Genomic DNA, 24,020 nt, shown 5'->3' with positions numbered 1-24,020 from the left:
GCATTCTAACGGTTAGAGGAACGCCAATGACCCCCGCAAGCCTCATCGAGCAATACGGCCCGCGCGAATCGATGGAATACGACGTCGTGATCGTCGGCGGCGGCCCCGCCGGGCTGTCGGCGGCGATCCGGCTCAAGCAGCTGGCCGCCGAGAAAGGCACCGAGATCGGCGTGTGCGTGCTCGAGAAGGGTTCCGAGATCGGCGCGCACATCCTGTCGGGCGCGGTGATGGACCCGCGCGCGATCACCGAGCTGTTTCCCGACTGGAAGGAACGCGGCGCGCCGCTCGATGTCGAGGTGAGCGAAGACCGCTTCCTGTTCCTGTCCGAGAAGAGCGCGGTGACCACGCCGAACTGGGCGCTGCCCGACAATTTCAAGAATCACGGCAACTACGTGATTTCGCTGGGCAACGTGACCCGCTGGCTCGGCCAGCAGGCCGAGGCGCTCGGCGTGGAAATCTTCCCCGGCTTCCCGGCCGCGGAGATTCTCTACAACGACGACGGCTCCGTGAAAGGCGTCGCCACCGGCAACATGGGCGTGGGCAAGGACGGCGAGCCGACCGAGAACTTCCAGCTCGGCATGGAGCTGCACGCGAAGTACACGCTGTTCGCCGAAGGCTGCCGCGGCCATCTGGGGCGGCAACTGATCGCGAAGTACAAGCTCGACGCGAACGCCGATCCGCAGGCGTACGGGATCGGCATCAAGGAACTGTGGGAAATCGATCCCGCGAAGCACAAGCCGGGCCTGGTGATCCACACGGCCGGCTGGCCGCTGAAGTCCGATACGTACGGCGGCTCGTTCCTGTATCACATGGACAACAACCAGGTCGTGGTCGGCTTCGTGGTGGGCCTCGGCTACACGAACCCGTACCTGTCGCCGTTCGAGGAGTTCCAGCGCTACAAGACGCACCCGTCGATCCGCGCGTTCCTCGAAGGCGGCAAGCGCGTGTCGTACGGCGCGCGCGCGATCACGGCCGGCGGCCTGCTGTCGCTGCCGAAGACGGTGTTCCCGGGCGGCGCGCTGATCGGCGACGACGCGGGTTTCCTGAACGCATCGCGGATCAAGGGCAGCCATGCGGCGATCAAGACCGGCATGCTGGCGGCCGACGCCGCGTTCGACGCGGTGCAGGCCGGCCGCCAGTCGGACGAGCTGAACGCGTACCCCGATGCGTTCAAGCAATCGTGGCTGTACACGGAGCTGTACCGCGCGCGCAACTTCAAGCAGTGGATGGCGAAGGGCCTGTACCTGGGCACGCTGATGGTTGGGCTGGAGCAGAAGGTGATGGGCGGCAACGTGCCGTGGACGCTGCATCACCAGCATGCGGACCACGAGATGCTGAAGCCGGCGTCGCAGTGCGAGCCGATCGCGTATCCGAAGCCGGACGGCAAGCTGACGTTCGACCGGCTGTCGTCGGTGTTCATCTCGAATACGAACCATGAGGAGAACCAGCCGGCGCACCTGACGCTGAAGGATGCGAACGTGCCGGTGAACGTGAACTTGCGCACGTACGCGGGGCCGGAGGCGCGTTTCTGCCCGGCGGCGGTGTACGAGTTCGTGAAGAACGACGACGGCGGCGATCGCCTCGTGATCAACGCGCAGAACTGCGTGCACTGCAAGACCTGCGACATCAAGGACCCGACGCAGAACATCGTGTGGGTCACGCCCGAAGGCGGCGGCGGGCCGAATTACCCGAACATGTAAGCTGCCGGAACGCGCCGCCGCGAGCGGCGCGTTTTTTTGGTCGCGGCACACCACCGCCGCAAACAAAACGGGGCGCTGCATCACGCAGCGCCCCGTTTGCATTCATCGTTCGACGGCCGACGCGACGCGCCCCGCCCGCTTCTGTCAGGTCGCGCTGCCGGCGATCTTCGGCGTGGCGGTCTCGACGTCGCCGCACTGCGCGCGATGGCGCAGCGCATGGTCGATCAGCACCAGCGCGAGCATCGATTCGGCGATCGGCGTCGCGCGAATACCGACGCACGGATCGTGGCGACCGAAGGTTTCCACCGTCGCCTCTTCGCCGGACTTCGTGATCGAGCGGCGCGGCGTGCGGATGCTCGACGTCGGCTTGATCGCGATCGACACGGTGATGTCCTGCCCCGTCGAAATCCCGCCGAGCACGCCGCCCGCGTGGTTGCCGACGAAGCCGGCCGGCGTCAGTTCGTCGCCGTGCACCGAGCCGCGCTGCGCGACGCTGTCGAAGCCCGCGCCGATCTCGACGCCCTTCACCGCGTTGATGCTCATCATCGCCTTCGCGATATCGGCATCGAGCCGGTCGAACACCGGTTCGCCCCAACCGACCGGCACGCCCGACGCGACGACGTCGATGCGCGCGCCGATCGAATCGCCGTCCTTGCGCAACGCATCCATGTACGCCTCGAGTTCCGGCACGACGGCCGCGTTCGGCGAGAAGAACGGGTTCTCGTGCACGTATGACCAGTCGACGAACGGCACGTCGATGTCGCCGAGGCCGCTCATGTAGCCGCGCACCTCGACCCCGAAGCGCTCGCGCAGCCACTTCTTCGCGACCGCGCCCGCGCCGACGATCGGCGCGGTGAGACGCGCGGACGAGCGACCGCCGCCGCGGTAGTCGCGGATGCCGTATTTCTGCCAGTAGGTGTAGTCGGCGTGGCCGGGACGAAACGTCTCGACGATGTTGCCGTAGTCCTTGCTGCGCTGGTCGGTGTTGCGGATCAGCAGCGCGATCGGCGTGCCGGTCGTCACGCCTTCGAACACGCCCGACAGGATCTCGACCTCGTCGGCCTCCTGCCGTTGCGTCACGTGCCGCGACGTGCCGGGCTTGCGGCGATCGAGCTCGATCTGGATGTCGGCTTCGGTCAGCCCCATCCCCGGCGGGCAGCCGTCGATCACGCAGCCGATCGCGGGACCGTGCGATTCGCCGAAGGTCGTGACAGTGAAAAGCGTGCCGAGGGTATTGCCGGACATGATGGAACCGCCCAAAGAGAAATGGTCAAACCGATGCGCTGCCGGAGCCGCAGGCAGGTCGATCGTTTGCCGGTCGAGAAAGAGGTAAACCGCTATTATGCCAGCGGTCCCGGGGCCTGCGTGCCGGGTGAACCGTTCAGACCACACGGGCCGGCCGCGGATAAGGGCGGATGCGACGCAGGTGTGGCGACCGCAGGCCCTCGGCGTTGCGCTGGAGACCCGCCGAGCCGGGCCGCCATCCCGGCCAGGTGCGCGAATCGATCATCCCGCGCCGGAGCCGACGCCCGCCCGCCTACTTCCGCGCGCCGCGCAGCTCGGTCACCGCCGCCTGCAGCACCTCGGGCGTCGCCACCGACGCCGGAATCGGCTCGCCGACCGCCAGCGTCAGCCGGCTCATCACGCCGCGCTTGATCGGGCGCGGCATTCGCGCATCGGTATGCCGCGAAAAATAGCTGCCCCACAGCCCGCGCAGCGCCATCGGGATCACCGGCGCCGGCGTGCGGTTCAGGATCTCGGTGATGCCGTGATGGAACGTGTTGATGTCCCCTGTCTTCGTCAGCTTGCCCTCGGGGAAGATGCACACGAGTTCGCCGTCCTTCAGCGCGGCCTCGCACAGGTCGTACGCACGCGCGAGCATCGCGGGATCCTCGTGGCGCGGCGCGATCGGAATCGCCTTCGCATGCCGGAATACCCAGCTCGCGAAACGCGTCTTGAAGATCCGGTGATCCATCACGAAACGGATCGGACGCGGGCTCGCGGCGGCCAGCACGAGCGCATCGACATAGCTGACGTGATTGCACACGAGTACTGCCGCCCCTTCGGCCGGAATCCGCTCCGCGTGCACGAGGCGGATCCGATAGAACGTATGCACGAGCACCCACGCGACGAAGCGCAGCAGGAACTCGGGCACGAGCAGGTAGATATACGTCGCGACCACGACGTTCAACAGCGCGGTGACGAGGAACAGCCCCGGGATGTCGACGCCGGCCTTGGTCAACCCCATCGCCATCACGGCCGACAGGATCATGAACAGCGCGTTCAGGATGTTGTTCGCGGCGATGATCCGCGCGCGGTGCGTCGGCGCGCTGCGGCTCTGGATCAGCGCATACAGCGGCACGCTGTAGAAGCCGCCGAACATCGCGAGCAGGAACAGGTCGGCCAGGATGCGCCAGTGGCGCGCACCGGCGAGGAATTCGCCGACCGACAGCAGATGGCCGGGGGACGGCAGCGCGTGGCTCGCGAAATACAGCTCGATCGCGAACACGCTGATGCCGATCGAGCCGAGCGGCACGAGGCCGATCTCGACGCGCCGCTGCGACAGGCGCTCGCACAGCAGCGAACCGAGGCCGATGCCGACCGAGAACGTCGCGAGCAGAATCGTGACGACGTCGGGGCTCGCGGACAGCACGTCCTTCGCGAAATTGAAGAACGACGTGAGAAACGTCGCGCCGACGAACCACAGCCACGAGATGCCGAGCAGGCTCAGGAACACCGTGCGGTTCTGGCGCGCGAGCCCGAGGTTGCGCCAGGTCTCGCTGACCGGGTTCCAGTTGATCACGAGGTCGGGCTGCGGCGCGGGCGTGGGCGGCACGCGCTGCGCGACGAGCCGCCCGGCCAGCGCGATGACGACGACGCTCACCGCGAGCACGCGCTCGCCGCTGCCTTCGATGCCGGCCGCCGCGCCGCCGATGATCGTGCCGATCAGGATCGCGATGAACGTGCCCATCTCGACGAGCCCGTTGCCGCCGACCAGCTCATGTTCGCCGAGATGCTGCGGCAGGTACGAATACTTGACGGGCCCGAACAGCGTCGAGTGCATCCCCATCATGAACGTGCACAGATACAGCAGCGTCGCGCTGTGCGTGACGAAGCCGGCCGCGCCGACCAGCATCAGCACGATCTCGAACGATTTCACGAAACGCGTGAGAGTCGCCTTGTCGTATTTGTCGGCGATCTGGCCCGAGGTGGCCGAGAACAGCACGAACGGCAAGATGAAGATCGCGGAAATCAGGAACGCGGCCGTCTTCGCATCGACGCCGGAGAACCGCGCGGTGTGATACGTGACGAGCGACGTGAAACCGATCTTGAAGACGTTGTCGTTCAGCGCGCCGAGGAACTGGGTCGTGAAGAACGGCGCAAAGCGGCGCTCGCGCAGCAGGTCGAACTGGGATGCGTGCGCGTGCCGTTCGCCGCGCCGTTCGGAAGTGGCTTGCGTGTGATCGCTCATTCGGAATACGCGCGCATCGTCTGGGCAATGCTGCGCGGGCCTTGTATGGTTGTTGAAAAAACGGCGGCGCAGGACATGCCTGCGCCGCCGCGTGCCGGATGGCGGCGCCCATGCACCGACGTGCCGGGCGCGGCGCGATTCACGGCTTGTGCGCTTCGGCTTCCGATTCCGGCCAGTCGCGAATGTACGCCTTCAGCATCCGGTTCTCGAAGCTCTGCGCCTCGACGACCGTCTTCGCGACGTCGTAGAACGAAATGACGCCCATCAGCACCTTCTTGTCGAGCACCGGCATGTAGCGTGCGTGGCGCTCGAGCATCATCCGGCGCACCTCGTTGACGTCCGTTTCCGGCGTGCACGTGAGCGGCTCGTCCATCACCTTGCGCACCTGAACGTCGCCGATCGCGCCGCCGTTCACGTGCAGACGCAGGATGATCTCGCGAAACGTCAGCATCCCGACGAGATCGCCGTACTCCATCACGACGAGCGAACCGATGTCGTGCTCGGCCATCGTATCGACCGCTTCGCGCAGCGGCTTATCGGGCGTCACCGTAAACAGCGTGTTGCCCTTCACTTTCAGAATATCGCTGACGCGCATCGTAGTCCCCTCATGCTTGAATGCAAAATCTCTTTCGATCCTATCGGAAAGCCTGTCAAAAGGAAAGCACGGGCCGGCGCAGCGGCCCGCCGGCGCTTGCGGACGCGGGCCGCCGGCCGCACAATGACCGCATGAACAGCGGCCCGAGGAGACGGCCATGGCGCATACGCATACGGAGCAATTCGCCAGCTTCGCTGACTTCTACCCGTATTACCTGAACGAGCACCAGAACCTGACGTCGCGACGGCTGCACTTCATCGGCTCGCTCGGCGTGATCGGATGCGTCGCGATGGCGGTCGCGACCGGGCACTGGCTGTGGCTGCCGGCGGCGATCGTCTGCGGCTACGCGTTCGCGTGGGTCGGCCACTTCTTCTTCGAGAAGAACCGCCCGGCCACGTTCCGGCACCCGATATACAGCCTGATGGGCGACTGGGTGATGTTCAAGGACATCTGCACCGGCAAGATCCCGCTGTAGCCCGTCTGGCCTCTGCCGTCAGGCGGGCCGCGGCGGCCGCGCGTGCGGATCGGCCGCACCCGGCGCCTGGCCGGTGCTGCCGGCCGGCTGCCCACCCGCGAGCCGGTGCGCGGCGATCAGCGACGCGAGCGTCACGTCGAACCGGTCGCTCGACAGCACGTCGAGCAGCGCCGCACCCTCGACGTGGCTGCGGCGCCGCTCCAGCTGATAGGTCAGCTCCGTGCGGTCGATCACCAGCACGTCGAACAGTTGCGCGAGCGTCAGCTGCTCCGGGTTCGCGAGCAGGATATAGCGCGGCGTGATCTCGTCGCCGCCGTCGAGCCGCGCGACCCATTCCCGCTCCTCCATCGTCGTCAGCAGCCGCTGCGCGGTTTCCATGTCGCAGCGCAGCATCGTCGCGAGCCGCAGCGCCGTGTAGCCGCGCTTGCCGGCCGCGCGCGCCTCCGCCAGCCGCGCGAGCAGTTCGAGCGCGTCGAGCAGGTCGCTGCCCGGATAGTGGATCCGATGGAACTGGCCGACGCGGATCGCCGGCAGCGCCGACGCGACCATCGCGCCGAGCAGCGCGATGAACCAGCTCAAATACACCCACAGCAGGAACACCGGCAATGCCGCGAACGCGCCATAGACGGCCGTATAGGTCGGAATGCGCCGCACGTAATAGCCGAAGCCGCGCTTCGCGAGTTCGAACGCGATGGCCGCGAACAGCCCGCCGATCACCGCGTCGCGCCATGCGACCGCGCAATTCGGCAGGTACACGTACAGCAGCGTGAACGCGAGCACCGTCAACGGCAGCGACGCAAGCGCGAGCAGCCACTCGACGATCGATGTCGACGCGCCCGCGCCGGTGAACGCGAGCGATTGGGTGAACAGGTACGACGAAATCGACAGGCTCACGCCGAACAGCAACGGCCCGAGCGTGATCAGCGCCCAGTACGCGAGCACGCGCTGCGCGAACGGCCGCGGCTTGCGCACGCGCCAGATCAGGTTGAACGCCGATTCGATCGTCATCATGGTCATCACCGACGTGACGACGAGCACGATCAGGCCGGCCGTCGTCAGCCCCTTGGCCTTCGACGCGAACTGGTTCAGGTACTTGAAGATCTGGATGTTGAACTGCGCGGGCATCAGGTGATCCGCGAGGAATCCTTGCAGCGAGATCTGGAACGACGCGAACATCGGGAACGCGGTGAACAGCGCGAACGCGACCGTCAGCAGCGGCACGAGCGCCAGCATCGTCGTGAAGGTCAGGCTCCCCGCCACCTGCGGAATGCGGTCCTCGGCGCTGCGCCGGGCCGCGAACTGCGCGAGGCGCTTGATGGTGTCGAGATCGACGCTCAACTTCGGCAAACGGCTTCTCCTTCTCGAGGCTGTGCGCGTCACGGCGCGCCGCCGCCGCGCTGCGCGACGGCTTCAGCCCCTATAATAGCCGCTCGATTCCAGCAGGGGCCGACTGCACCGGGCACGCGCGCGGCCGCACGCGGCTCCGTCGCCCATGAAAGACATTCTCGTCCTCTATTACAGCCGTCACGGCGCCACGCGCGATCTCGCGCTCGCGATCGCGAACGGCATCGACAGCGTGCCGGGCATGCAGGCCCGCATCCGCACCGTGCCGCCCGTGTCGGCCGTCTGCGAAGCCACCGCCTCCGACATCCCGGCCGACGGCCCGCCGTACGCGGAGCTGCGCGATCTCGAGGAATGCGCGGGCCTCGCGCTCGGCTCGCCCACCCGCTTCGGCAACATGGCCGCATCGCTCAAGTATTTCCTCGACGGCACGACGCCGCAATGGCTGTCGGGCGCACTGACCGGCAAGCCCGCGAGCGTGTTCACGTCGACGGGCAGCCTCCACGGCGGCCAGGAGTCGACGCTGCTGTCGATGATGCTGCCGCTGCTGCATCACGGGATGATGATCGTCGGGATCCCGTACACCGAATCCGCCCTCAGCACGACGCGTACCGGCGGCACGCCGTACGGCGCGTCGCACGTCGCGCAGCACGACCGCGCGGCGCCCGGCGGACTGTCGGCGGACGAGAAGGCGCTCGCGGCCGCGCTCGGCGTACGGCTCGCGCGCGCCGCCGCGGCCCTTTCCGCTGCCCAGGCCGCCGAGGCCGCATGAACGCCCCTGCCCGCCCCGCCGTCGCGGCCCGGCCGCGCTACGCGCTGGCCGCCGCCGCGTGTCTCGTCGCACTGATCGCGCTGTCGCTCGCATGGGAGCTGTGGCTCGCGCCGCTGCGCCCCGGCGGCTCCGCGCTGATGCTCAAGGCCGTGCCGCTCGCGCTCGCGCTGCCCGGCGTGTGGCGGCGTAACATCTATACGATGCAGTGGGCGAGCATGCTGATCCTCGTCTATCTTGCCGAAGGCATCGTGCGCGGGATGTCCGATCGCGGGCTGTCCGCGACGCTCGGCTGGTGCGAGACCGCGCTTGCCGTCGGCTTCTTCGTGACGGCGCTGGCTTACGTCGCGCCGTTCAAGCGCGCGGCGAAAAAACCGCGCGCCACGTCCTGACCCTTACGCGACAAGGTGATGATGTCCTCCGAAGCTTTCGTTTCCGCGTGCCGCGACGCGATCGGCGCCGACCATGTGCTGACCGACCCGCACGATACCGAACCATTCCTGACCGACTGGCGGCGCCGCTACAAGGGCACGGCGTGCGCGGTGCTGAGGCCCGCGAACACGGCCGAAGTCGCCGCGCTGGTGAAGCTCGCCAACGCGCACGGCGTCGCGCTCGTGCCACAGGGCGGCAACACGGGCCTCGCCGGCGGCGCGACGCCCGACGGGAGCGGCAGCCAGGCCGTGCTGAGCGTCGCGCGCCTGAACCGCGTGCGGGCGCTCGATCCGCACAACAACACGATCACCGTCGAAGCCGGCGTGATCCTCGCCGACGTGCAGGCGCGCGCCCGCGAAGGCGGCCGGCTGTTCGCGCTGAGCCTCGCGGCCGAAGGCAGCTGCACGATCGGCGGCAACCTGTCGACGAATGCGGGCGGCACCGCGGTGCTGCGCTACGGCAACGCGCGCGAGCTGTGCCTCGGGCTCGAGGTCGTGACGCCGCAGGGCGAGATCTGGGACGGGCTGCGCGGCCTGCGCAAGGACAACACCGGCTACGACCTGCGCGACCTGTTCATCGGCGCCGAAGGCACGCTCGGGATCATCACCGCAGCCGTGATGAAGCTCCATCCGCTGCCGGCCGCGCAGGTCACGGCGCTGGCCGCGCTCGAATCGCCGCACGCGGCGCTCGATTTCCTCGCGCTCGCGCAGCGCGCGGCCGGGCCGCTGTTGACCGGCTTCGAGCTGATGTCGGATTTCTGCATGCAGCTGGTCGGCAAGCACTACCCGCAACTGCGTTACCCGTTCGCGCAGACGCATGCGCAAACGGTGCTGCTCGAGCTGTCCGACAACGAAAGCGAAGCGCATGCGCGCGCGCTGTTCGAGAAGCTGATGGAAGAAGCGTTCGAGGCCGGGCTCGTGGTCGACGCGGTGGTCGCGGAGAACCTCGCGCAATCGCGTGCGTTCTGGGACCTGCGCGAGCACATCCCGCTCGCGCAGGCCGACGAAGGGCTCAACATCAAGCACGACATCGCGGTGCCGATCTCGTCGATCGCCCGTTTCATCGACGAGACCGACGCGGCGATCCAGCAGGCCGCGCCCGGCGCGCGCATGGTCACGTTCGGCCACCTCGGCGACGGCAACCTGCACTACAACGTGCAGATGCCCGAAGGCGGCGATCCGAAGGCGTTCCTCGCGGCGTTCCAGGCGCCGATCAACCGGATCGTCTACGACAACGTGCACCGCCACCACGGCACCATCAGCGCGGAGCATGGCATCGGCCAGCTGAAGATCGACGACGCGCAGCGCTACAAGTCGCCGGTCGAAACGACGCTGATGCGCATGCTGAAGACCGCGCTCGACCCGCGCGGCCTGATGAATCCCGGCAAGGTCCTGCGCTGAAGCCGCCCACTCCGGAGCCACGCCCGTGAAAGTCCGCGTCCTGTCCGACCTGCATCTCGAAAACGACCTGCCCGACGCGATCCCGCATGCCGACGCGGATCTCGTCGTGCTGGCCGGCGACATCCACAATCACGCGGAAGGCCTGCGCTGGGCCGCCGAGACGTTCGACCCGGCGGTGCCGGTGATCTACGTGCCCGGCAACCACGAGTATTACGACGGGGAATTCGGCGCGCTGGAGACGGCGATGCGCGACGCGGCGCATGCGCTCGACAACGTGCATTACCTGAACAACGGCGTCTACGTCGATCCCGCCCAACGCTTCCGCGTGCTGGGCACGACGCTCTGGGCCGATTTTTCGCTGTTCGGCCGGGACGAAGCCAGCGTCGCGCGCGCGACCGAGGCCGCGCTGCGCGTGATGCTCGATTTCAAGGGATTGATTCAGGTGACCTGGCCGCACGACGCGGCGGTGCATACGACAGCAGACGCGCCGGAACGGGATTTCGCGCCGGCCGACGCGATCGCCCTGCACCGGCGAGGCCGCGCATGGCTGGAAGCGCAGCTGGCGGCGCCGTTCGCGGGCAAGACGATCGTCGTCACCCATCATGCGCCGCACCGACGCTCGCTGGCGGAACGCTATGCGGAGGATCTGGCTTCTGCGGGATTCGTCACGGACATGGCGGAACTGGTCCGGCCGCCGGTGGATCTGTGGCTGCACGGCCACACGCATACGTCATTCGACTACGTTGCGGACGGCGGCACGCGGGTGGTATGCAATCCGCGCGGCTACTTTCACCGGCGCACCGGCGAATGGGAAAACCCCGCGTTCGCGTGGGACAAGGTCGTCGAGCTCGGCTGAGCGTCGGCCCGGGCGGCCGCCTGACGCGGCCTTCCCGGCCTGAAGCGTGACGGCGGCGGGATCAGCGGCCGGGGCGGCGCGGCTCGCGCACCCGGACCGGCACGGGCTTCAGCTGCGCCTTCGCCTTCATCGCACGCAACAGGTCGCGGGTCGCCGCCGCGGCGGCAGCCGCGCCCAGCAGGACGCCAAGGCCGATCATCAGGTGCGTATCCATCGCTACTCCGGTGTGGTGTATCTCGTTAATTCCAACAGTATCAAACTGTCTGACACACGTTCGTAAAAAAATGTTGCGTGAAGGACAAATCTCGTCAGATTGCGGCCGACCGCGCCGTCATGTCGCACGCGTGAACTGTTCGAGCGCGGCTTCGTCGGCTTCGAGCGTGAGCGGCAGCTCTTCGCGCAGGAAATCGACCCAGGTCCGGATTTTCGCGTCGAGGTACTGGCGCGACGGATACAGCGCGTAGATGTTCATCACGTGCGACCGGTACTCGGGCATCACGCGCACGATGTGTCCGCTGCGCAGCCAGCCGATCGCCGAATAGAGCGGCAGCCCGCCGACGCCCATCCCCTCCCGCACGGCCACCGCGAGCGCCTCGGCGACGTTCACGCGGAACGGCGGCGCCGTGATCGACACGACCTCCTCGCCGTTCGGCCCCGCCAGCGCCCATTCGTCGAAGTGAAAGCCCGGCGCGACCATCCCGAGGCACACGTGCTGCGCGAGATCGGCCGGCCGTTGCGGCACGCCGTGCGACTCGATATAGCCCGGCGACGCGCACACGACGCTGTAGCTCTCGCCGAGCCGTTGCGACACGAGCCCCGAATCCGGCAGATCGCGGCCAACGACGATCGCGACGTCGTACCCCTCGTCGAGCAGGTCGGGCATCCGCTGCGCGAGCGTCAGCTCGACGTGCACGTCCGGATAGCGCGCGCGGTAGCGCGCGATGGCCGGCACCAGGTAGTGCTGGCCGAGGCTCGTGAAGCAATGGACCTTCAGCTTGCCGGACGGGCGCGCATGCGCGTCGCCGGCCTCGGCTTCGGCCTGGTCGACATAAGCCAGGATCTGTTCGCAGCGTTGCAGATAGCGCTCGCCGGCTTCGGTCAGCGCGATCCGGCGCGTCGTGCGATTCAGGAGACGCGTGCGCAGATGGGCCTCGAGATCCGAGACCGCGCGCGATGCGTAGGCGGTGGTCGAATTCATCTGCTGGGCGGCCGCGGTAAAGCTGCCCGCGTCCACCACGCGGACGAATACCCGCATGTTTTGTAACGTATCCATCCGATTACCCGTGTGAATCCGGAGGGATTGTTGCACAGGGTCCAACAAATATTATCTCAGGATCCGTAAAAATGACTTGCACCGTTGTCCGTTTATTCAGGAATCACTGAAAAATATAATCGCCTCCGACTCATCTATATCCGAAAGGGAGAAAATCGTGCAGTCTCCGGCGACAAAAGGGACGCTCGCACTGGCGGTTCTTGCAGTCTCATTAATAATGGCCGGTTGCGCGAGCATGGGCGACAACCACACCCAGTCCACTCGCATCGAAGCGAATGCGCTCGACGCCGGCGCGGCCATCCGCGCGGCCGACCGCGACGCGGGCTGGCCCGCCGCCGACTGGTGGCGCGCGTACCGCGACCCGCAGCTCGACGCATGGATCGCCGCGGCCCAGGCCGGCAACCCGACCCTCGCTGCCGCCGAGGCCCGCGTGCGCGAAGCGCAAGCGATGGCTCGCGTCGCCCGTTCGGCCGAGCTGCCGCAGATCAACGGCAACCTGTCGCTGATGCGTCAGCATTGGCCGGACAACGTGTACTATGGCCCGGGGCCGCTCGCCGATACCGACACCTGGAACAATACCGGCACGCTCGGCCTGTCGTACCACCTCGATCTGTGGGGCAAGGACAAGAACGCGACCGAGCGTGCGCTCGACACCGCGCATGCGACCGCCGCCGACGCGCGGGCGGCAAAGCTCGAACTCGAGGTCAACGTCGTGCGCGCGTATGTCGGCATGTCGATGAACTACGCGCTGCTCGACCTCGCGCACGAAACGTACGAACGCCAGCGCTCGCTTGCCGATCTCGCGCGCAAGCGGCTGCAGGCCGGCCTCGGCACGCAGCTCGACGTGAGCCAGGCGGAATCGACGCTGCCCGACTACGAGCGGCAGATCGACAGCTATGAGGAAGCGATCCAGCTCGCGCGCCACCAGCTCGCCGCACTGGCCGGCAAGGGCCCGGGCGCGGGCGACGCGATCAAGCGGCCGCAGCTGGCGCTCGATGCGCCGGCCGGCCTGCCGTCGGCGCTGCCGGCCGATCTGCTCGGCCGCCGCCCGGACGTCGTCGCGGCGCGCTGGACGGTCGACGCGCAGGCGCGCGGCATCGACGTCGCGAAGGCGTCGTTCTACCCGAACATCGACCTGCTCGCGACGGTCGGCGGCTTCGGCGTGACCGCGCCGTTCACCGACTTCCTGCGCGCGATGAACGGCGGCTGGACGGCCGGCCCCGCGCTGTCGCTGCCGATCTTCGAAGGCGGCCGGCTGCGTGCGCAGCTCGGCGCCGCGAATGCCGGCTACGACCAGGCGGTCGAGCGCTACAACCAGACGATCGTCGGCGCGCTCAAGGACATCGCCGACCAGGTCGTGCGGATCCGCTCGCTCGATACGCAGAAGAAGGACGCCGCGCGATCGGTGGCGGCCAACAATCGCAGCTATCAACTGTCGCGCGAAGGCTTCCGCCGCGGGCTGACCGATTACGTGAACGTGCTGGTCGCGCAACAGCAACTGCTGCGCGCGCAGGAGACGGCCGCCCGCATCGACGCGGAACGCCTCGCCGCGCACGCGCAGTTGATGGCCGCGCTCGGGGGCGGGGTCGAGACGGGTGCGGACGTGCCGAAAGACGAGACCGCCTCGTCGACCACGAAGCCCGCGGCAGCCGTCGCCCGGCCCGCGCAGGTCGCAACCGCCGGCGGCGCCGCTGCGCCGGCCGCCGCGCCGGTCGCACGGTAACGCGGAGCGTCGCCATGTCAGCTTCCTCCCCCGCTTCCCCGCGCGTCGACGGCCCGTTCGCGGCCTGGACCGCCGCGTTCGGCGACTGGGCCCGCACCGACGGCGCCGCGTGGCTCTACCTGTTCAAGGCGCTGCTCGCCGCGTTCATCGCGACCGGCGTGTCGATGCGGCTCGACCTGCCCGCGCCGAAAACGGCGATGACGACCGTATTCATCGTGATGCAGCCGCAAAGCGGCGCGGTGCTCGCGAAAAGCTTCTACCGGGTCGCCGGCACGATCTTCGGGCTGATCGCGACGCTCACCTTCGTCGGGCTGTTCCCGCAGCAGCCGGAACTGTTCCTGCTGGCGGTCGCGCTGTGGGTCGCGCTGTGCACGGCCGGTGCCGCGCGCAACCGCAACTTCCGCAGCTACGGCTTCCTGCTGGCCGGCTACACGACCGCACTGATCGGGCTGCCCGCGTCGCAGCACCCGGACGGCGCGTTCATGAGCGCGATGACGCGCGTGGCCGAAATCATGGTCGGAATCGTGTCGGCCGGCGTGGTCAGCGCACTCGTGTTTCCGCGGACCACCGGCGAGCAGATGCGCACGACGGTGCGCAAGCGTTTCGGCAGCTTCGTCGACTACGTCGCGGCGGCGCTGTCGGGCAAGCTCGACCGCGCGCATATCGAAACCATCCATACGCGCTTCGTCGCGGACGTGGTCGGGTTCGAGGCCGCGCGCAGCATGGCCGTGTTCGAGGATCCGGACACGCGGATGCGCAGCGGCCGCCTCGCGCGGCTGAACAGCGAGTTCATGAGCGCGTCGAGCCGCTTCCATGCGCTGCATCAGTTGATGAACCGGCTGCATGCGGCCGGCGCGCAGGCCGCGATCGACGCGATCGAGCCGTACTTCCGCGAGATCGCGCCGCTGCTGCTGACGCCCGCCGGCGAACCGGTGCGCACGTCGGCCGACGCCGGCCACGCGGCCGCGCAACTGCTCGCATGGCGCGACGCGCTGCCGCGCCGCATCCGCGCGACGCGCGCGGCGCTCGAAACGCAGCCGGACTTTCCGCTGCTCGACTTCGACACGGCCGCCGAACTGCTGTACCGCTTCATCACCGACCTGCACGAGTACGCGGCCACCTACGCGTCGCTGTCAAGCGCGACGCACGAGCGCGAACGCTGGATCGAGCGCTACGAGCCGCGCACCAATGCGACGGCGATGGTGATCGCGGCGATCCGCACGGCAAGCGTGATCCTGCTGCTCGGCTGGTTCTGGATCGAGACCGCGTGGCCGAGCGGCGTGACGATGACGCTGACGGCGGCGGCCACCTGCGCGCTCGCGTCGTCGACGCCGCGCCCGACCGCGATGTCGGCGCAGATGGGCATGGGCACCGCGCTCGCCGTCTGCACGGGCTTCCTGCTGACGTTCGGCATCTATCCGCACATCGACGGCTTCCCGCTGCTGTGCGTCGCGCTCGCGCCGCTGCTCGCGATCGGCATCTTCATGACGCTGAAGCCGAAGCTCGCCGGCTACGGGATGGGCTACCTGATCTTCTTCAGCTTCCTCGCCGGCCCGGACAACATCACGCACTACGATCCGACCGGCTTCATGAACGATTCGCTCGCGCTCGTGCTGGCGATGCTGGCGTCGGCGATCGCGTTCGCGGTGCTGTTCCCGCCCACCGCGCCGTGGCACAAGAAGCGGCTGTTCGCCGACCTGCGCCACCAGGTGGTCGCGGCCGGCCACGCGCGGCTCGCGGGCCTGCGCACGCGCTTCGAAAGCGGCGCGCGCGACCTGATGTACCAGGCGCACACGCTGTCGGCCGACCAGCCCGACGTGCAGCGCGACGCGCTGCGCTGGATGTTCGCGGTGCTCGAAGCCGGCAACGCGACGATCGACCTGCGCCAGGAGCTCGCGACGCTGCCGTCCGACCCGCGCTATGCGCCCGCGATGCCGTGGCGGCGCGCGATCGAGGCGATGCGCACCGCGCTGTCGGCGCTGTTCTCGAAGCCGAGCGCCGCGCGTTTCGACGCGACGCTCGCCGCGACCAACGCGGCGATCGACGCGACCCGGCAGACGCTCGATGCGGTCGAGCCGTCGCGCGAAGAGCGCCACCGGCTGCAGCGCATCCTGAGCCATCTGCATTTCGTGCGGACCGCGCTGCTCGACCCGGAATCGCCGCTCGAGCCGCTCAACCGCGACCACCCCGTGCGTCCCCAACCAGGAGCCTCGTCATGATGCCGCGTGAAATCGCCATTCTCGATGCCTACATGCCGACGGTGGTGCTGATGTTCGTCCTCGGCGCGATCGCGACCTGGGCCGTCGACCGCCTGCTCGCCTATACGGGCCTCTACCGTCTCGTCTGGCACCCGTCGCTGTTCCGGGCCTGCCTTCTCGTCTGCATTTGCGGCGGACTGAGTCTTGCCGTTTACCGTTGATTCCGAACCATCATGATGCTCAGAAAACTCTTCGGCTTCGTCGCGACCGCCGTCATCCTTCTCGTCGCGATCCTGATCGGGCGCTCGCTGTGGGTGCACTACATGGACGATCCGTGGACGCGCGACGGACGCGTGCGCGCCGAAATCGTCAACGTCGCGCCGGACGTGTCGGGCGCGATCGTCGAGTTGCCGGTGCATGACAACCAGCTCGTGAAGAAAGGCGACCTGATCATGCAGATCGACCCGTCGCACTACCGGATCGCGGTCGAGCAGGCGCAGGCGGCCGTGGCCGCCCGCCGCGCGGAACTGCAGATGCGCCGCGACGATGCGGCCCGCCGCGCGGATCTCGATGCGCTCGTCGTGTCGAAGGAAAACCGCGAGAACGCGGCGCACAGCGCGTCGAGCGCCGATGCGCAGTACCAGCAGGCGCTCGCCGCGCTCGACGCCGCGAAGCTCAACCTCGAACGCACGCGCGTCGTCGCGCCGGTCGACGGCTACATCACGAACCTGCAGACGTTCAAGGGCAACTATGCGGTGGCCGGCCAGGCGAAGCTCGCGATCGTCGACAGCCACTCGTTCTGGGTCTACGGCTACTTCGAGGAAACCAAGCTGCCGCGCGTGAAGATCGGCGCGCCGGCCGAAATGCGGCTGATGAGCGGCGGCGTGATGAAGGGCCATGTGGAAAGCATCTCGCGCGGCATCTACGATCGCGACAACCCGCAAAGCCGCGACCTCGTCGCGGACGTGAACCCGACCTTCAACTGGGTGCGCCTCGCGCAGCGCGTGCCGGTGCGCATCCGGATCGACGAAGTGCCGGCCGACGTGGTGCTGTCGGCGGGCACGACCTGCACGGTGATCATCGATCCGGACAAGCAGAAGAAATCGTAAGCGCCAGGGCGCGCCGCACGCTCAGTGTGCGATGCGGAAACGCCCGACCAGCGCCTTCAGCGCCTGAGCCTGCTCGTCGAGCGCGTTCGCGGCAGCGGCCGCCTGTTCGACGAGCGCCGCGTTCTGCTGGGTGCCGGCATCCATCTGCGTGACCGCGCGGCCGATCTCGTCGATCCCCGCGCTCTGCTCGTCCGACGCCGCCGAAATCTCGCCGATGATGTCGGTCACGCGCTTGACCGCGCGCACCACGTCGCCCATCGTGCGGCCCGCGTCGTGCGCGAGCGCCGCGCCGTTGGCCACGCGCTCGACCGACGCGCCGATCAGCTCCCGAATCTCCTTGGCCGCGGTCGCCGAGCGTTGCGCGAGCAGCCGCACCTCTCCGGCGACCACCGAGAAACCGCGCCCCTGTTCGCCGGCGCGCGCGGCCTCGACCGCCGCGTTCAACGCGAGAATGTTGGTCTGGAACGCGATCCCTTCGATCGTGCCGATGATGTCGCGAATGTTCTTCGCGCTGTCGTCGATCTCGCTCATCGTCGCGACCACGCGCCCGACGACCTCCCCGCCCGTCTCCGCCACCGCCGACGCATTGGCCGCGAGCGTGCTCGCCTGCCGCGCGTTCTCGGCGTTCTGCCGCACGGTCGACGTGAGCTGCTCCATGCTGGCCGCGGTGCGCTCGAGCGCGACGGCCTGCTGCTCGGTGCGGCGTGACAGGTCGAGGTTGCCGGTCGAGATTTCGCCGGACGCGGCCGCGATGGCCTCGGCGCTCACGGCGATCTCGCCGACGGTCGCCGCGAGCCCCGTCTGCATCTCGGCCAGCGCGCGCACCATGCTGCCGCGGTCGTGGCGGCCGAGCGCGATCGGCCGCGTCAGGTCGCCGCGCGCGATGTCCGCGGCGATCTCCTTCGCGAGCGCGGGCTCGCCGCCGAGCTGCGACGCGAGGCGCCGCACGACGCGCTCGGCGATCACGACGGCCAGCACGATCAAGGCGGCCGTCATCGCCGCGATCATCGCGAACGAAGACGAAAAAATGGTCGCGGACGCATCGAGCGTCGCCTTCGACTTCTCGCCGCGCGTCTTCACGAGTTCGGCGACGAGTTTTTCGAGCTTGCCGGTTTCGACCAGCAGCGACACGTCCTGCGTGCCGACCTGCCAGTTCATCTGGGACAGGTCGAGCGGCTGCGCGCGCACCAGCGTGACGAAATCGCGCAGATGCGTGCTCCACGTGCCGACCGCCGTCGAGAACGCGTGCAGCCGCGCCGAATCGCCGGTATCGGCCGGATCCGCATAGCGCTGCAGCGTGCCGAGCGCCTGGCCGATCGACGCGAGCCCTGCACTCACCTCGGCGCCGAGTTCGTCGCGCTCCTTCGCGGTGGTCGCGGTCAGCAGCATCTTTTGCGCGCGGCTCGCGCGCAGCACCTCGGCCCGCACCTCCGCCGCCGCCCGGCTCGCGACGTGACCCTGCTCGTAGACCGACGCGATCGACGCGTTCAGCCGGCTGATCTGCCACAGCGAAAACACGCCGATCGCGAGCGTGCCGGCCAGCAGGATCGCGAATGCGGCGCGCAACGTCGCCTTGACGGTCCACGGCCGGCGCTCGCGACGCGCCGCGCGCGCACGCCGTGCGACACGACCGGCGGCAACGTCGGGTGCGGCGGGCGCCGCACCGGGCTGTGGATGCAAAGATGCTGCTTTCATCGAACTATCCCCGTATGGATCACGCTGCCGGAAAGGTCGGTCCCGGCGGTCCCGCGATGGCAGGCCATGCCGCGCGTCCAGCGCCCGCCCGGCGGGTAGCCGGTGCCAGGCGCGGCGCGCGTGTTGTCATTGGGTCGTTCTACGGCCGCCACCGCCGTTTCTTGAGTCCGGAAAAACACCCGCCGGGCCCCGGGCACGGCCTCGCTGAAGGGCGGACGCGCCGCCAGCGGTTATACCCGTCCAAAAAAGCACGCAGCGGCCGATCCGTCCGACGAATGTCCGATTCGCGATAAAACTTGGCCTGACATTCGTGACACGCCACATTACACTTCTTTGACGCATCAACGAATCAATCACGCGCCGATCCCCAACAGAGCGCGCCAGCCACCTCAACTCGTTCAGCTCACATGGAAACCAGCCTCGACTCCGGCGCCGGCGCAGCCGTCGCCCAGCCGTCCGCACCGCCCGTTGCCCGCACCGTCTACCCGGTACTCGGCGCGATCAGCTTCTCGCACATGCTCAACGACATGATCCAGTCGTTGATCCTCGCGATCTACCCGATGCTCAAGAGCCAGTTCGCGCTGTCGTTCGCGCAGATCGGCCTGATCACGCTCACTTACCAGATCACCGCGTCGCTGCTGCAGCCGCTCATCGGCCTCTATACCGACAAGCGTCCGAAGCCGTATTCGCTGCCGGTCGGCATGGGCTTCACGCTCGCGGGGCTGCTGCTGATGTCGATCGCGTCGAATTTCCCGATGCTGCTGGTGGCCGCGGCGCTCGTCGGCTGCGGCTCGTCGGTGTTCCATCCCGAATCGTCGCGAGTCGCGCGGATGGCGTCGGGCGGCCAGCACGGGCTCGCGCAGTCGGTGTTCCAGGTCGGCGGCAACGCAGGCTCCGCGCTCGGGCCGCTGCTCGCCGCGCTCGTGATCATTCCGCACGGCCAGCACAGCATCGCGTGGTTCTCCGCGGCCGCGCTCGTCGCGATGATCGTGCTCACGCAGATCGGCCACTGGTACAAGAAGCATCCGTCGATGAAGAAGAAGGCCGCACCGGCCGGCCACCCGACGCTGTCGCGCGGCCGCGTGATGGGCGCGATCGGCGTGCTGGTGCTGCTCGTGTTCTCGAAATACTTCTACCTCGCGAGCATCAACAGCTATTTCACGTTCTACCTGATCGACAAGTTCCACCTGTCGGTGCAGGCCGCGCAGATCCACCTGTTCGTGTTCCTCGCGGCGGTCGCCGCCGGCACGCTGATCGGCGGGCCCGTCGGCGACCGGATCGGCCGCAAGTACGTGATCTGGGTGTCGATCCTCGGCGTCGCGCCGTTCACGATGCTGCTGCCGTACGCGAACCTGTTCTGGACCAGCGTGCTGACCGTGATCATCGGCGTCGTGCTGGCATCGGCGTTCGCCGCGATCCTCGTCTATGCGACGGAGCTGATGCCCGGCAAGGTCGGGATGGTCGCGGGCCTGTTTTTCGGCTTCGCATTCGGGCTGGGCGGTGTCGGCGCGGCCGTGCTCGGCCAGCTCGCGGACGCGACGAGCATTCCGTTCGTCTACAAGGTGTGCTCGTTCCTGCCGCTGATCGGCGTGCTGACGGTGTTCCTGCCGAACCTCGAAGGCAGCGGGCGCAAAAAGGCGTGACGAACGACAGGCCGCGGCGTGCGCGCCGCGGCCTGTCGTCTGGTTCGTCTGGTCCGAATGGGGAATAGCTCGACGGCGGCTTCAGGCCGCCGTCGTCGCATGCAGCGTCAGGAAACGCTTGAGGATGCCCGACGAATAGCTGCTCGCGATCGCCGACAGGAAGTGCGAGAACGACTGCGTCGCGTGATCGTCGGCCGTATCGGAGATCGTGCGCACGAGCGCGAACGGCACGTCGTGTTCGGCGCACACCTGCGCGATCGCGGCGCCTTCCATTTCGACCGCGAGCGCGTCCGGCAGCGCGTCGCGCAGCGCGACGACTTCGCGCTCGCTCGACACGAAGCGGTCGCCGCTGATGACGAGCCCCGCGTGCAGCGCCGCGCCGGCGAGCCCGAAACGTTCGGCGAACCGCGCGGCCTCTTCCTCGACGAACAGCGTGCACGCAGCCCGCAAGCGGGCCGTCAACGCCGCGTCGGTCGCGAAACGCGTGATGCCGAGCAGCGGCACTTCGTAGCGCGGAAAGAGCGGCGATGCGTCGAGATCGTGCTGCAGCAGCATATCGGCCACGACGACGTCGCCGACCCGCACCGTGCGCGACACGCCGCCCGCGACGCCGGTAAACACCACGCCCGATACGCCGAACACGTGGATCAGCGCGCTGACCGTCGCGGCGGCCGCGACCTTGCCGACCCGCGCGAGCGTGACGACGCAGGCCGCGCCGTGCACGGTGCCGACGTGATAGTCGCGGCGCCCGAGCGTGACCGTCTTCATCGCGCCGTCGGCGCGCATCGCGGCGATCAGGTCGCCGAGTTCCTCCGGCAGCGCGGCCAGAATGCCGAGCGGACGCGTGGCGGGCGCCGCGACCACGTCGATGTCCATCATTCCACCGCCTGCAGTTTCGCGACCGCGAGCGCGAGCCATTTCTCGCCGTGGCGCTTGAACTTCACCTGCGCCTTCGCGTCAGTGCCGTTGCCTTCGAGCGCGGTGACCGTGCCTTCGCCGAACTTGGTATGGAACACCTGCTGGCCGACCCGGAAGCCGGCGTCGGCCGCGCGCTGCTTGTCCGCGAACGCGGGCAGCGGCGCAGACACGGCCGCATCGACGATCTGCTCTCGGCTGCCGCCGCCCGGCCGCGCGAACCAGTCGCGCCCGTAGCCGGCGTTGTCCGAACGTCCGCCCCAGCGCGACCCGGCCTCGACCTTCGGCGTGAGCCACTTCAGCACATGCTCCGGCAGCTCGTCGAAGAAGCGCGAGCGCACGTTGTAGCGGGTCTGGCCGTGCAGCATCCGGCTTTGCGCGAACGACAGGTAGAGCCGCTCCTTCGCGCGCGTGATCGCGACGTACATCAGCCGGCGCTCTTCCTCGAGGCCGTCCGATTCGAGCACGCTGTTCTCGTGCGGGAACAGCCCCTCCTCGAGCCCGGTGATGAATACGGCCGAGAACTCGAGGCCCTTCGCCGCGTGCACGGTCATCAGCTGCACCGCGTCCTGGCCAGCCTGCGCCTGGTTGTCGCCGGCCTCCAGCGACGCGTGCGACAGGAAACCGGCGAGCGGCGTCATCGTGTCGGGGTTCTGGGCGGGATCGGCGGGCGATGCCGGATCGAGCACGTCGACCGCGGGATCGTCGGTCGCGGCACCGAGCTCGGGCGCGGCGATCGCGCCCGCGCGCAGCGGGATCGAGCGGGCCGGCGTGTCGAGCCCGTAGCCTTCCTCGGCGATGAACGCGGTGGCCGCGTTCACGAGTTCCTGCAGGTTTTCGAGACGATCCTGGCCTTCACGCTCGCCCTGGTAGAAATCGGCGAGGCCGCTCGCGCGCACGATGTGCTCGACGGTGTCGGGCAGGTTCATGTGCTGCGTGTCGGCGCGCATCTTCGCGATCAGGTTCGCGAACCCGCCGAGGCTCGTGCCGGCCTTGCCGGTCACGTACGGAATCGCCGCGGCCATCGAGCATCCGTACAGGCGCGCGGCGTCGGCCAACTGCTCGACCGAGCGCGCGCCGATCCCGCGGGTCGGGAAGTTCACGACGCGCGCGAATGCCGTGTCGTCGTTCGGGTTGTCGATCAGGCGCAGGTATGCGAGCGCATGCTTCACTTCCTGCCGCTCGAAAAAGCGCAGGCCGCCGTACACGCGGTACGGAATGCCCGACGACATCAGCGTGTGCTCGATCGAGCGCGACTGCGCGTTGCTGCGGTACAGAACGGCCACTTCGCTGCGCGCCATGCCGGTATTGATCAGCGAGCGGATCTCCTCGACGATCCAGCCGGCTTCCTGCGAATCGGTGCTGGCTTCGTACACGCGCACGGGCTCGCCGTGACCGGCATCGGTACGCAGGTTCTTGCCGAGACGGTGCGCGTTGTTCGAGATCAGCTGGTTCGCCGCGTCGAGGATGTTGCCGTGCGAACGGTAGTTCTGCTCGAGCTTGATCAGGTTGCGCACGCGGAATTCGTCTTCGAAGTCGCGCATGTTGCCGACGTTCGCGCCGCGGAACGCGTAGATTGACTGATCGTCGTCGCCGACCGCGAAAATCGCGTTTTCGCCGCCCGCGAGCATCTTGAGCCACGCGTACTGCAGCTTGTTCGTGTCCTGGAACTCGTCGACGAGGATGTGCCGGAAGCGCGCCTGGTAGTGCGCGCGCAGCGGCGCGTTGTACGCGAGCAATTCGTAGCAGCGCAGCAGCAGCTCGGGAAAATCGACGACGCCTTCGCGCTGGCACTGCTGGTCGTACGCCTGGTACAGCTCGACGAACTTGCGGTTGAAGTTGTCGGTCGCGTCGACCTTGTCCGGGCGCAGCCCCTGCTCCTTCGCGTTGTTGATGAAGTACTGGACGTTCTTCGGCGGGTACTTTTCGTCGTCGACGTTCGCCGCCTTCATCAGTCGCTTGATCGCGGACAGCTGGTCGGCCGTATCGAGGATCTGGAAGGTCTGCGGCAGGCCCGCGTCGCGCCAATGCGTGCGCAGCATCCGGTTGCACAGGCCGTGGAACGTGCCGATCCACATTCCGCGCGTGTCGATCGGCATCATCGCCGACAGGCGCGCCATCATTTCGCGCGCGGCCTTGTTCGTGAAGGTGACGGCGAGCACGGTGGGCGGCGATGCATAGCCCTGCTGGATCAGCCACGCGATGCGCGTGATCAGCACGCGGGTCTTGCCGCTGCCCGCCCCTGCGAGGATCAGCGCCGGTTCGTTCGGCAACGTGACGGCGGCGAGTTGTTCGGGGTTCAGATTGGCGAGCAGATCGGGCATGGAGCGGCAGCTAACGGGCGAGAAAAATGCGGACCCGACATTATAAGTCCGTCGTGTGCGATACCGTGGCCGACCGATGTGGCATCGCGGCCCAACAAGG

General features: G+C 68.1%; 20 protein-coding genes. 11 read left to right on the top strand and 9 right to left on the bottom strand.

Features of this window, described 5'->3' with window-relative positions; genetic code table 11:
- Positions 1–26 precede the first annotated feature (26 nt).
- Positions 27–1,700, top strand: a complete 1,674-nt coding sequence (locus A9Z05_RS30565) for an electron transfer flavoprotein-ubiquinone oxidoreductase (protein ID WP_069621342.1) — start codon at positions 27–29, stop codon at positions 1,698–1,700.
- Between the two features lie 144 nt (positions 1,701–1,844).
- Here A9Z05_RS30565 and aroC read toward each other — a convergent pair whose 3' ends face one another.
- The 3 genes from aroC to A9Z05_RS30550 form a co-directional block, all read right to left on the bottom strand.
- Positions 1,845–2,945 carry a chorismate synthase gene (aroC, locus tag A9Z05_RS30560; protein WP_069621341.1) on the bottom strand — a complete coding sequence of 367 codons (1,101 nt, stop codon included), beginning with the start codon at positions 2,943–2,945 and terminating at the stop codon, positions 1,845–1,847.
- Positions 2,946–3,237: 292 nt separating this feature from the next.
- Complete coding sequence (locus A9Z05_RS30555) at positions 3,238–5,172, bottom strand: MFS transporter (RefSeq protein WP_069621340.1); 1,935 nt, start codon at positions 5,170–5,172, stop codon at positions 3,238–3,240.
- A 139-nt stretch (positions 5,173–5,311) separates the two neighbouring features.
- Positions 5,312–5,767, bottom strand: coding sequence for a CBS domain-containing protein (locus tag A9Z05_RS30550; protein ID WP_006488504.1), 456 nt, complete (start codon positions 5,765–5,767; stop codon positions 5,312–5,314).
- A 157-nt stretch (positions 5,768–5,924) separates the two neighbouring features.
- On the opposite strand from A9Z05_RS30550, the gene A9Z05_RS30545 reads away from it, so the two are divergent.
- Complete coding sequence (locus tag A9Z05_RS30545; protein WP_069621339.1) at positions 5,925–6,242, top strand: Mpo1-like protein; 318 nt, start codon at positions 5,925–5,927, stop codon at positions 6,240–6,242.
- A gap of 18 nt (positions 6,243–6,260) precedes the next feature.
- On the opposite strand, the gene A9Z05_RS30540 is transcribed toward A9Z05_RS30545, so the two are convergent.
- A complete protein-coding gene (locus tag A9Z05_RS30540; protein WP_069621338.1) occupies positions 6,261–7,589 on the bottom strand; it encodes a YihY family inner membrane protein in 1,329 nt (442 codons plus the stop codon).
- 145 nt (positions 7,590–7,734) lie between these two features.
- On the opposite strand from A9Z05_RS30540, the gene wrbA reads away from it, so the two are divergent.
- Genes wrbA through A9Z05_RS30520 form a run of 4 tightly spaced genes read left to right on the top strand, consistent with a single transcriptional unit; the run spans position 7,735 to position 11,040 of the window.
- A complete protein-coding gene (gene wrbA / locus A9Z05_RS30535; protein ID WP_069621337.1) occupies positions 7,735–8,355 on the top strand; it encodes an NAD(P)H:quinone oxidoreductase in 621 nt (206 codons plus the stop codon).
- Complete coding sequence (locus A9Z05_RS30530; protein ID WP_069621336.1) at positions 8,352–8,744, top strand: DUF2069 domain-containing protein; 393 nt, start codon at positions 8,352–8,354, stop codon at positions 8,742–8,744. The genes wrbA and A9Z05_RS30530 overlap by 4 nt, the downstream gene beginning before the upstream one ends.
- Before the next feature lie 18 nt (positions 8,745–8,762).
- On the top strand, positions 8,763–10,184 hold the full coding sequence (locus A9Z05_RS30525) for an FAD-binding oxidoreductase (RefSeq protein WP_069621335.1): 1,422 nt from the start codon (positions 8,763–8,765) through the stop codon (positions 10,182–10,184).
- A 25-nt stretch (positions 10,185–10,209) separates the two neighbouring features.
- Positions 10,210–11,040 carry a metallophosphoesterase gene (locus A9Z05_RS30520; protein ID WP_069621334.1) on the top strand — a complete coding sequence of 277 codons (831 nt, stop codon included), beginning with the start codon at positions 10,210–10,212 and terminating at the stop codon, positions 11,038–11,040.
- Positions 11,041–11,101: 61 nt separating this feature from the next.
- On the opposite strand, the gene A9Z05_RS37085 is transcribed toward A9Z05_RS30520, so the two are convergent.
- Together A9Z05_RS37085 and A9Z05_RS30515 are read right to left on the bottom strand one after the other, a co-directional pair.
- On the bottom strand, positions 11,102–11,254 hold the full coding sequence (locus tag A9Z05_RS37085) for a hypothetical protein (protein WP_162838134.1): 153 nt from the start codon (positions 11,252–11,254) through the stop codon (positions 11,102–11,104).
- A 117-nt stretch (positions 11,255–11,371) separates the two neighbouring features.
- Entirely contained in the window at positions 11,372–12,313 is a 942-nt protein-coding gene (locus A9Z05_RS30515) for a LysR family transcriptional regulator (RefSeq protein ID WP_069621333.1), read from the bottom strand.
- Positions 12,314–12,470: 157 nt separating this feature from the next.
- Between A9Z05_RS30515 and A9Z05_RS30510 the strand changes: the two genes are divergently transcribed.
- From A9Z05_RS30510 to A9Z05_RS30495, 4 genes are read left to right on the top strand one after another with little or no spacing between them, the layout of a single operon-like run.
- Complete coding sequence (locus tag A9Z05_RS30510) at positions 12,471–14,036, top strand: efflux transporter outer membrane subunit (protein WP_084044507.1); 1,566 nt, start codon at positions 12,471–12,473, stop codon at positions 14,034–14,036.
- A 14-nt stretch (positions 14,037–14,050) separates the two neighbouring features.
- Complete coding sequence (locus A9Z05_RS30505) at positions 14,051–16,255, top strand: FUSC family protein (RefSeq protein WP_069621331.1); 2,205 nt, start codon at positions 14,051–14,053, stop codon at positions 16,253–16,255.
- Complete coding sequence (locus A9Z05_RS30500) at positions 16,252–16,455, top strand: DUF1656 domain-containing protein (protein WP_006476212.1); 204 nt, start codon at positions 16,252–16,254, stop codon at positions 16,453–16,455. Before A9Z05_RS30505 ends, A9Z05_RS30500 begins: the two co-directional genes overlap by 4 nt.
- Before the next feature lie 12 nt (positions 16,456–16,467).
- A complete protein-coding gene (locus tag A9Z05_RS30495) occupies positions 16,468–17,343 on the top strand; it encodes an HlyD family secretion protein (protein ID WP_069621330.1) in 876 nt (291 codons plus the stop codon).
- Between the two features lie 21 nt (positions 17,344–17,364).
- On the opposite strand, the gene A9Z05_RS30490 is transcribed toward A9Z05_RS30495, so the two are convergent.
- Positions 17,365–19,038, bottom strand: coding sequence for a methyl-accepting chemotaxis protein (locus tag A9Z05_RS30490; protein WP_069621329.1), 1,674 nt, complete (start codon positions 19,036–19,038; stop codon positions 17,365–17,367).
- 407 nt (positions 19,039–19,445) lie between these two features.
- Here A9Z05_RS30490 and A9Z05_RS30485 point away from each other — a divergent pair, with 407 nt between their 5' ends.
- Complete coding sequence (locus A9Z05_RS30485; RefSeq protein ID WP_069621328.1) at positions 19,446–20,681, top strand: MFS transporter; 1,236 nt, start codon at positions 19,446–19,448, stop codon at positions 20,679–20,681.
- A gap of 81 nt (positions 20,682–20,762) precedes the next feature.
- On the opposite strand, the gene A9Z05_RS30480 is transcribed toward A9Z05_RS30485, so the two are convergent.
- Entirely contained in the window at positions 20,763–21,560 is a 798-nt protein-coding gene (locus tag A9Z05_RS30480) for a 5'-methylthioadenosine/adenosylhomocysteine nucleosidase (protein WP_069621327.1), read from the bottom strand.
- Entirely contained in the window at positions 21,557–23,920 is a 2,364-nt protein-coding gene (locus A9Z05_RS30475; protein WP_069621326.1) for a UvrD-helicase domain-containing protein, read from the bottom strand. Before A9Z05_RS30475 ends, A9Z05_RS30480 begins: the two co-directional genes overlap by 4 nt.
- Positions 23,921–24,020: the final 100 nt, after the last annotated feature.

Source organism: Burkholderia sp. A2, from assembly GCF_001729305.1.
Lineage (GTDB): Bacteria > Pseudomonadota > Gammaproteobacteria > Burkholderiales > Burkholderiaceae > Burkholderia > Burkholderia sola.
This window is presented reverse-complemented; position numbering and strand designations above follow the sequence as displayed.

Coding starts and splice junctions, on each gene's coding strand:
- A9Z05_RS30565 (WP_069621342.1), top strand. CDS start 27: ATGACCCCCGCAAGCCTCATCGAGCAATACGGCCCGCGCGAATCGATG.
- aroC (WP_069621341.1), bottom strand. CDS start 2,945: ATGTCCGGCAATACCCTCGGCACGCTTTTCACTGTCACGACCTTCGGC.
- A9Z05_RS30555 (WP_069621340.1), bottom strand. CDS start 5,172: ATGAGCGATCACACGCAAGCCACTTCCGAACGGCGCGGCGAACGGCAC.
- A9Z05_RS30550 (WP_006488504.1), bottom strand. CDS start 5,767: ATGCGCGTCAGCGATATTCTGAAAGTGAAGGGCAACACGCTGTTTACG.
- A9Z05_RS30545 (WP_069621339.1), top strand. CDS start 5,925: ATGGCGCATACGCATACGGAGCAATTCGCCAGCTTCGCTGACTTCTAC.
- wrbA (WP_069621337.1), top strand. CDS start 7,735: ATGAAAGACATTCTCGTCCTCTATTACAGCCGTCACGGCGCCACGCGC.
- A9Z05_RS30530 (WP_069621336.1), top strand. CDS start 8,352: ATGAACGCCCCTGCCCGCCCCGCCGTCGCGGCCCGGCCGCGCTACGCG.
- A9Z05_RS30525 (WP_069621335.1), top strand. CDS start 8,763: ATGATGTCCTCCGAAGCTTTCGTTTCCGCGTGCCGCGACGCGATCGGC.
- A9Z05_RS37085 (WP_162838134.1), bottom strand. CDS start 11,254: ATGGATACGCACCTGATGATCGGCCTTGGCGTCCTGCTGGGCGCGGCT.
- A9Z05_RS30515 (WP_069621333.1), bottom strand. CDS start 12,313: ATGGATACGTTACAAAACATGCGGGTATTCGTCCGCGTGGTGGACGCG.
- A9Z05_RS30505 (WP_069621331.1), top strand. CDS start 14,051: ATGTCAGCTTCCTCCCCCGCTTCCCCGCGCGTCGACGGCCCGTTCGCG.
- A9Z05_RS30500 (WP_006476212.1), top strand. CDS start 16,252: ATGATGCCGCGTGAAATCGCCATTCTCGATGCCTACATGCCGACGGTG.
- A9Z05_RS30495 (WP_069621330.1), top strand. CDS start 16,468: ATGATGCTCAGAAAACTCTTCGGCTTCGTCGCGACCGCCGTCATCCTT.
- A9Z05_RS30490 (WP_069621329.1), bottom strand. CDS start 19,038: ATGAAAGCAGCATCTTTGCATCCACAGCCCGGTGCGGCGCCCGCCGCA.
- A9Z05_RS30485 (WP_069621328.1), top strand. CDS start 19,446: ATGGAAACCAGCCTCGACTCCGGCGCCGGCGCAGCCGTCGCCCAGCCG.
- A9Z05_RS30480 (WP_069621327.1), bottom strand. CDS start 21,560: ATGATGGACATCGACGTGGTCGCGGCGCCCGCCACGCGTCCGCTCGGC.
- A9Z05_RS30475 (WP_069621326.1), bottom strand. CDS start 23,920: ATGCCCGATCTGCTCGCCAATCTGAACCCCGAACAACTCGCCGCCGTC.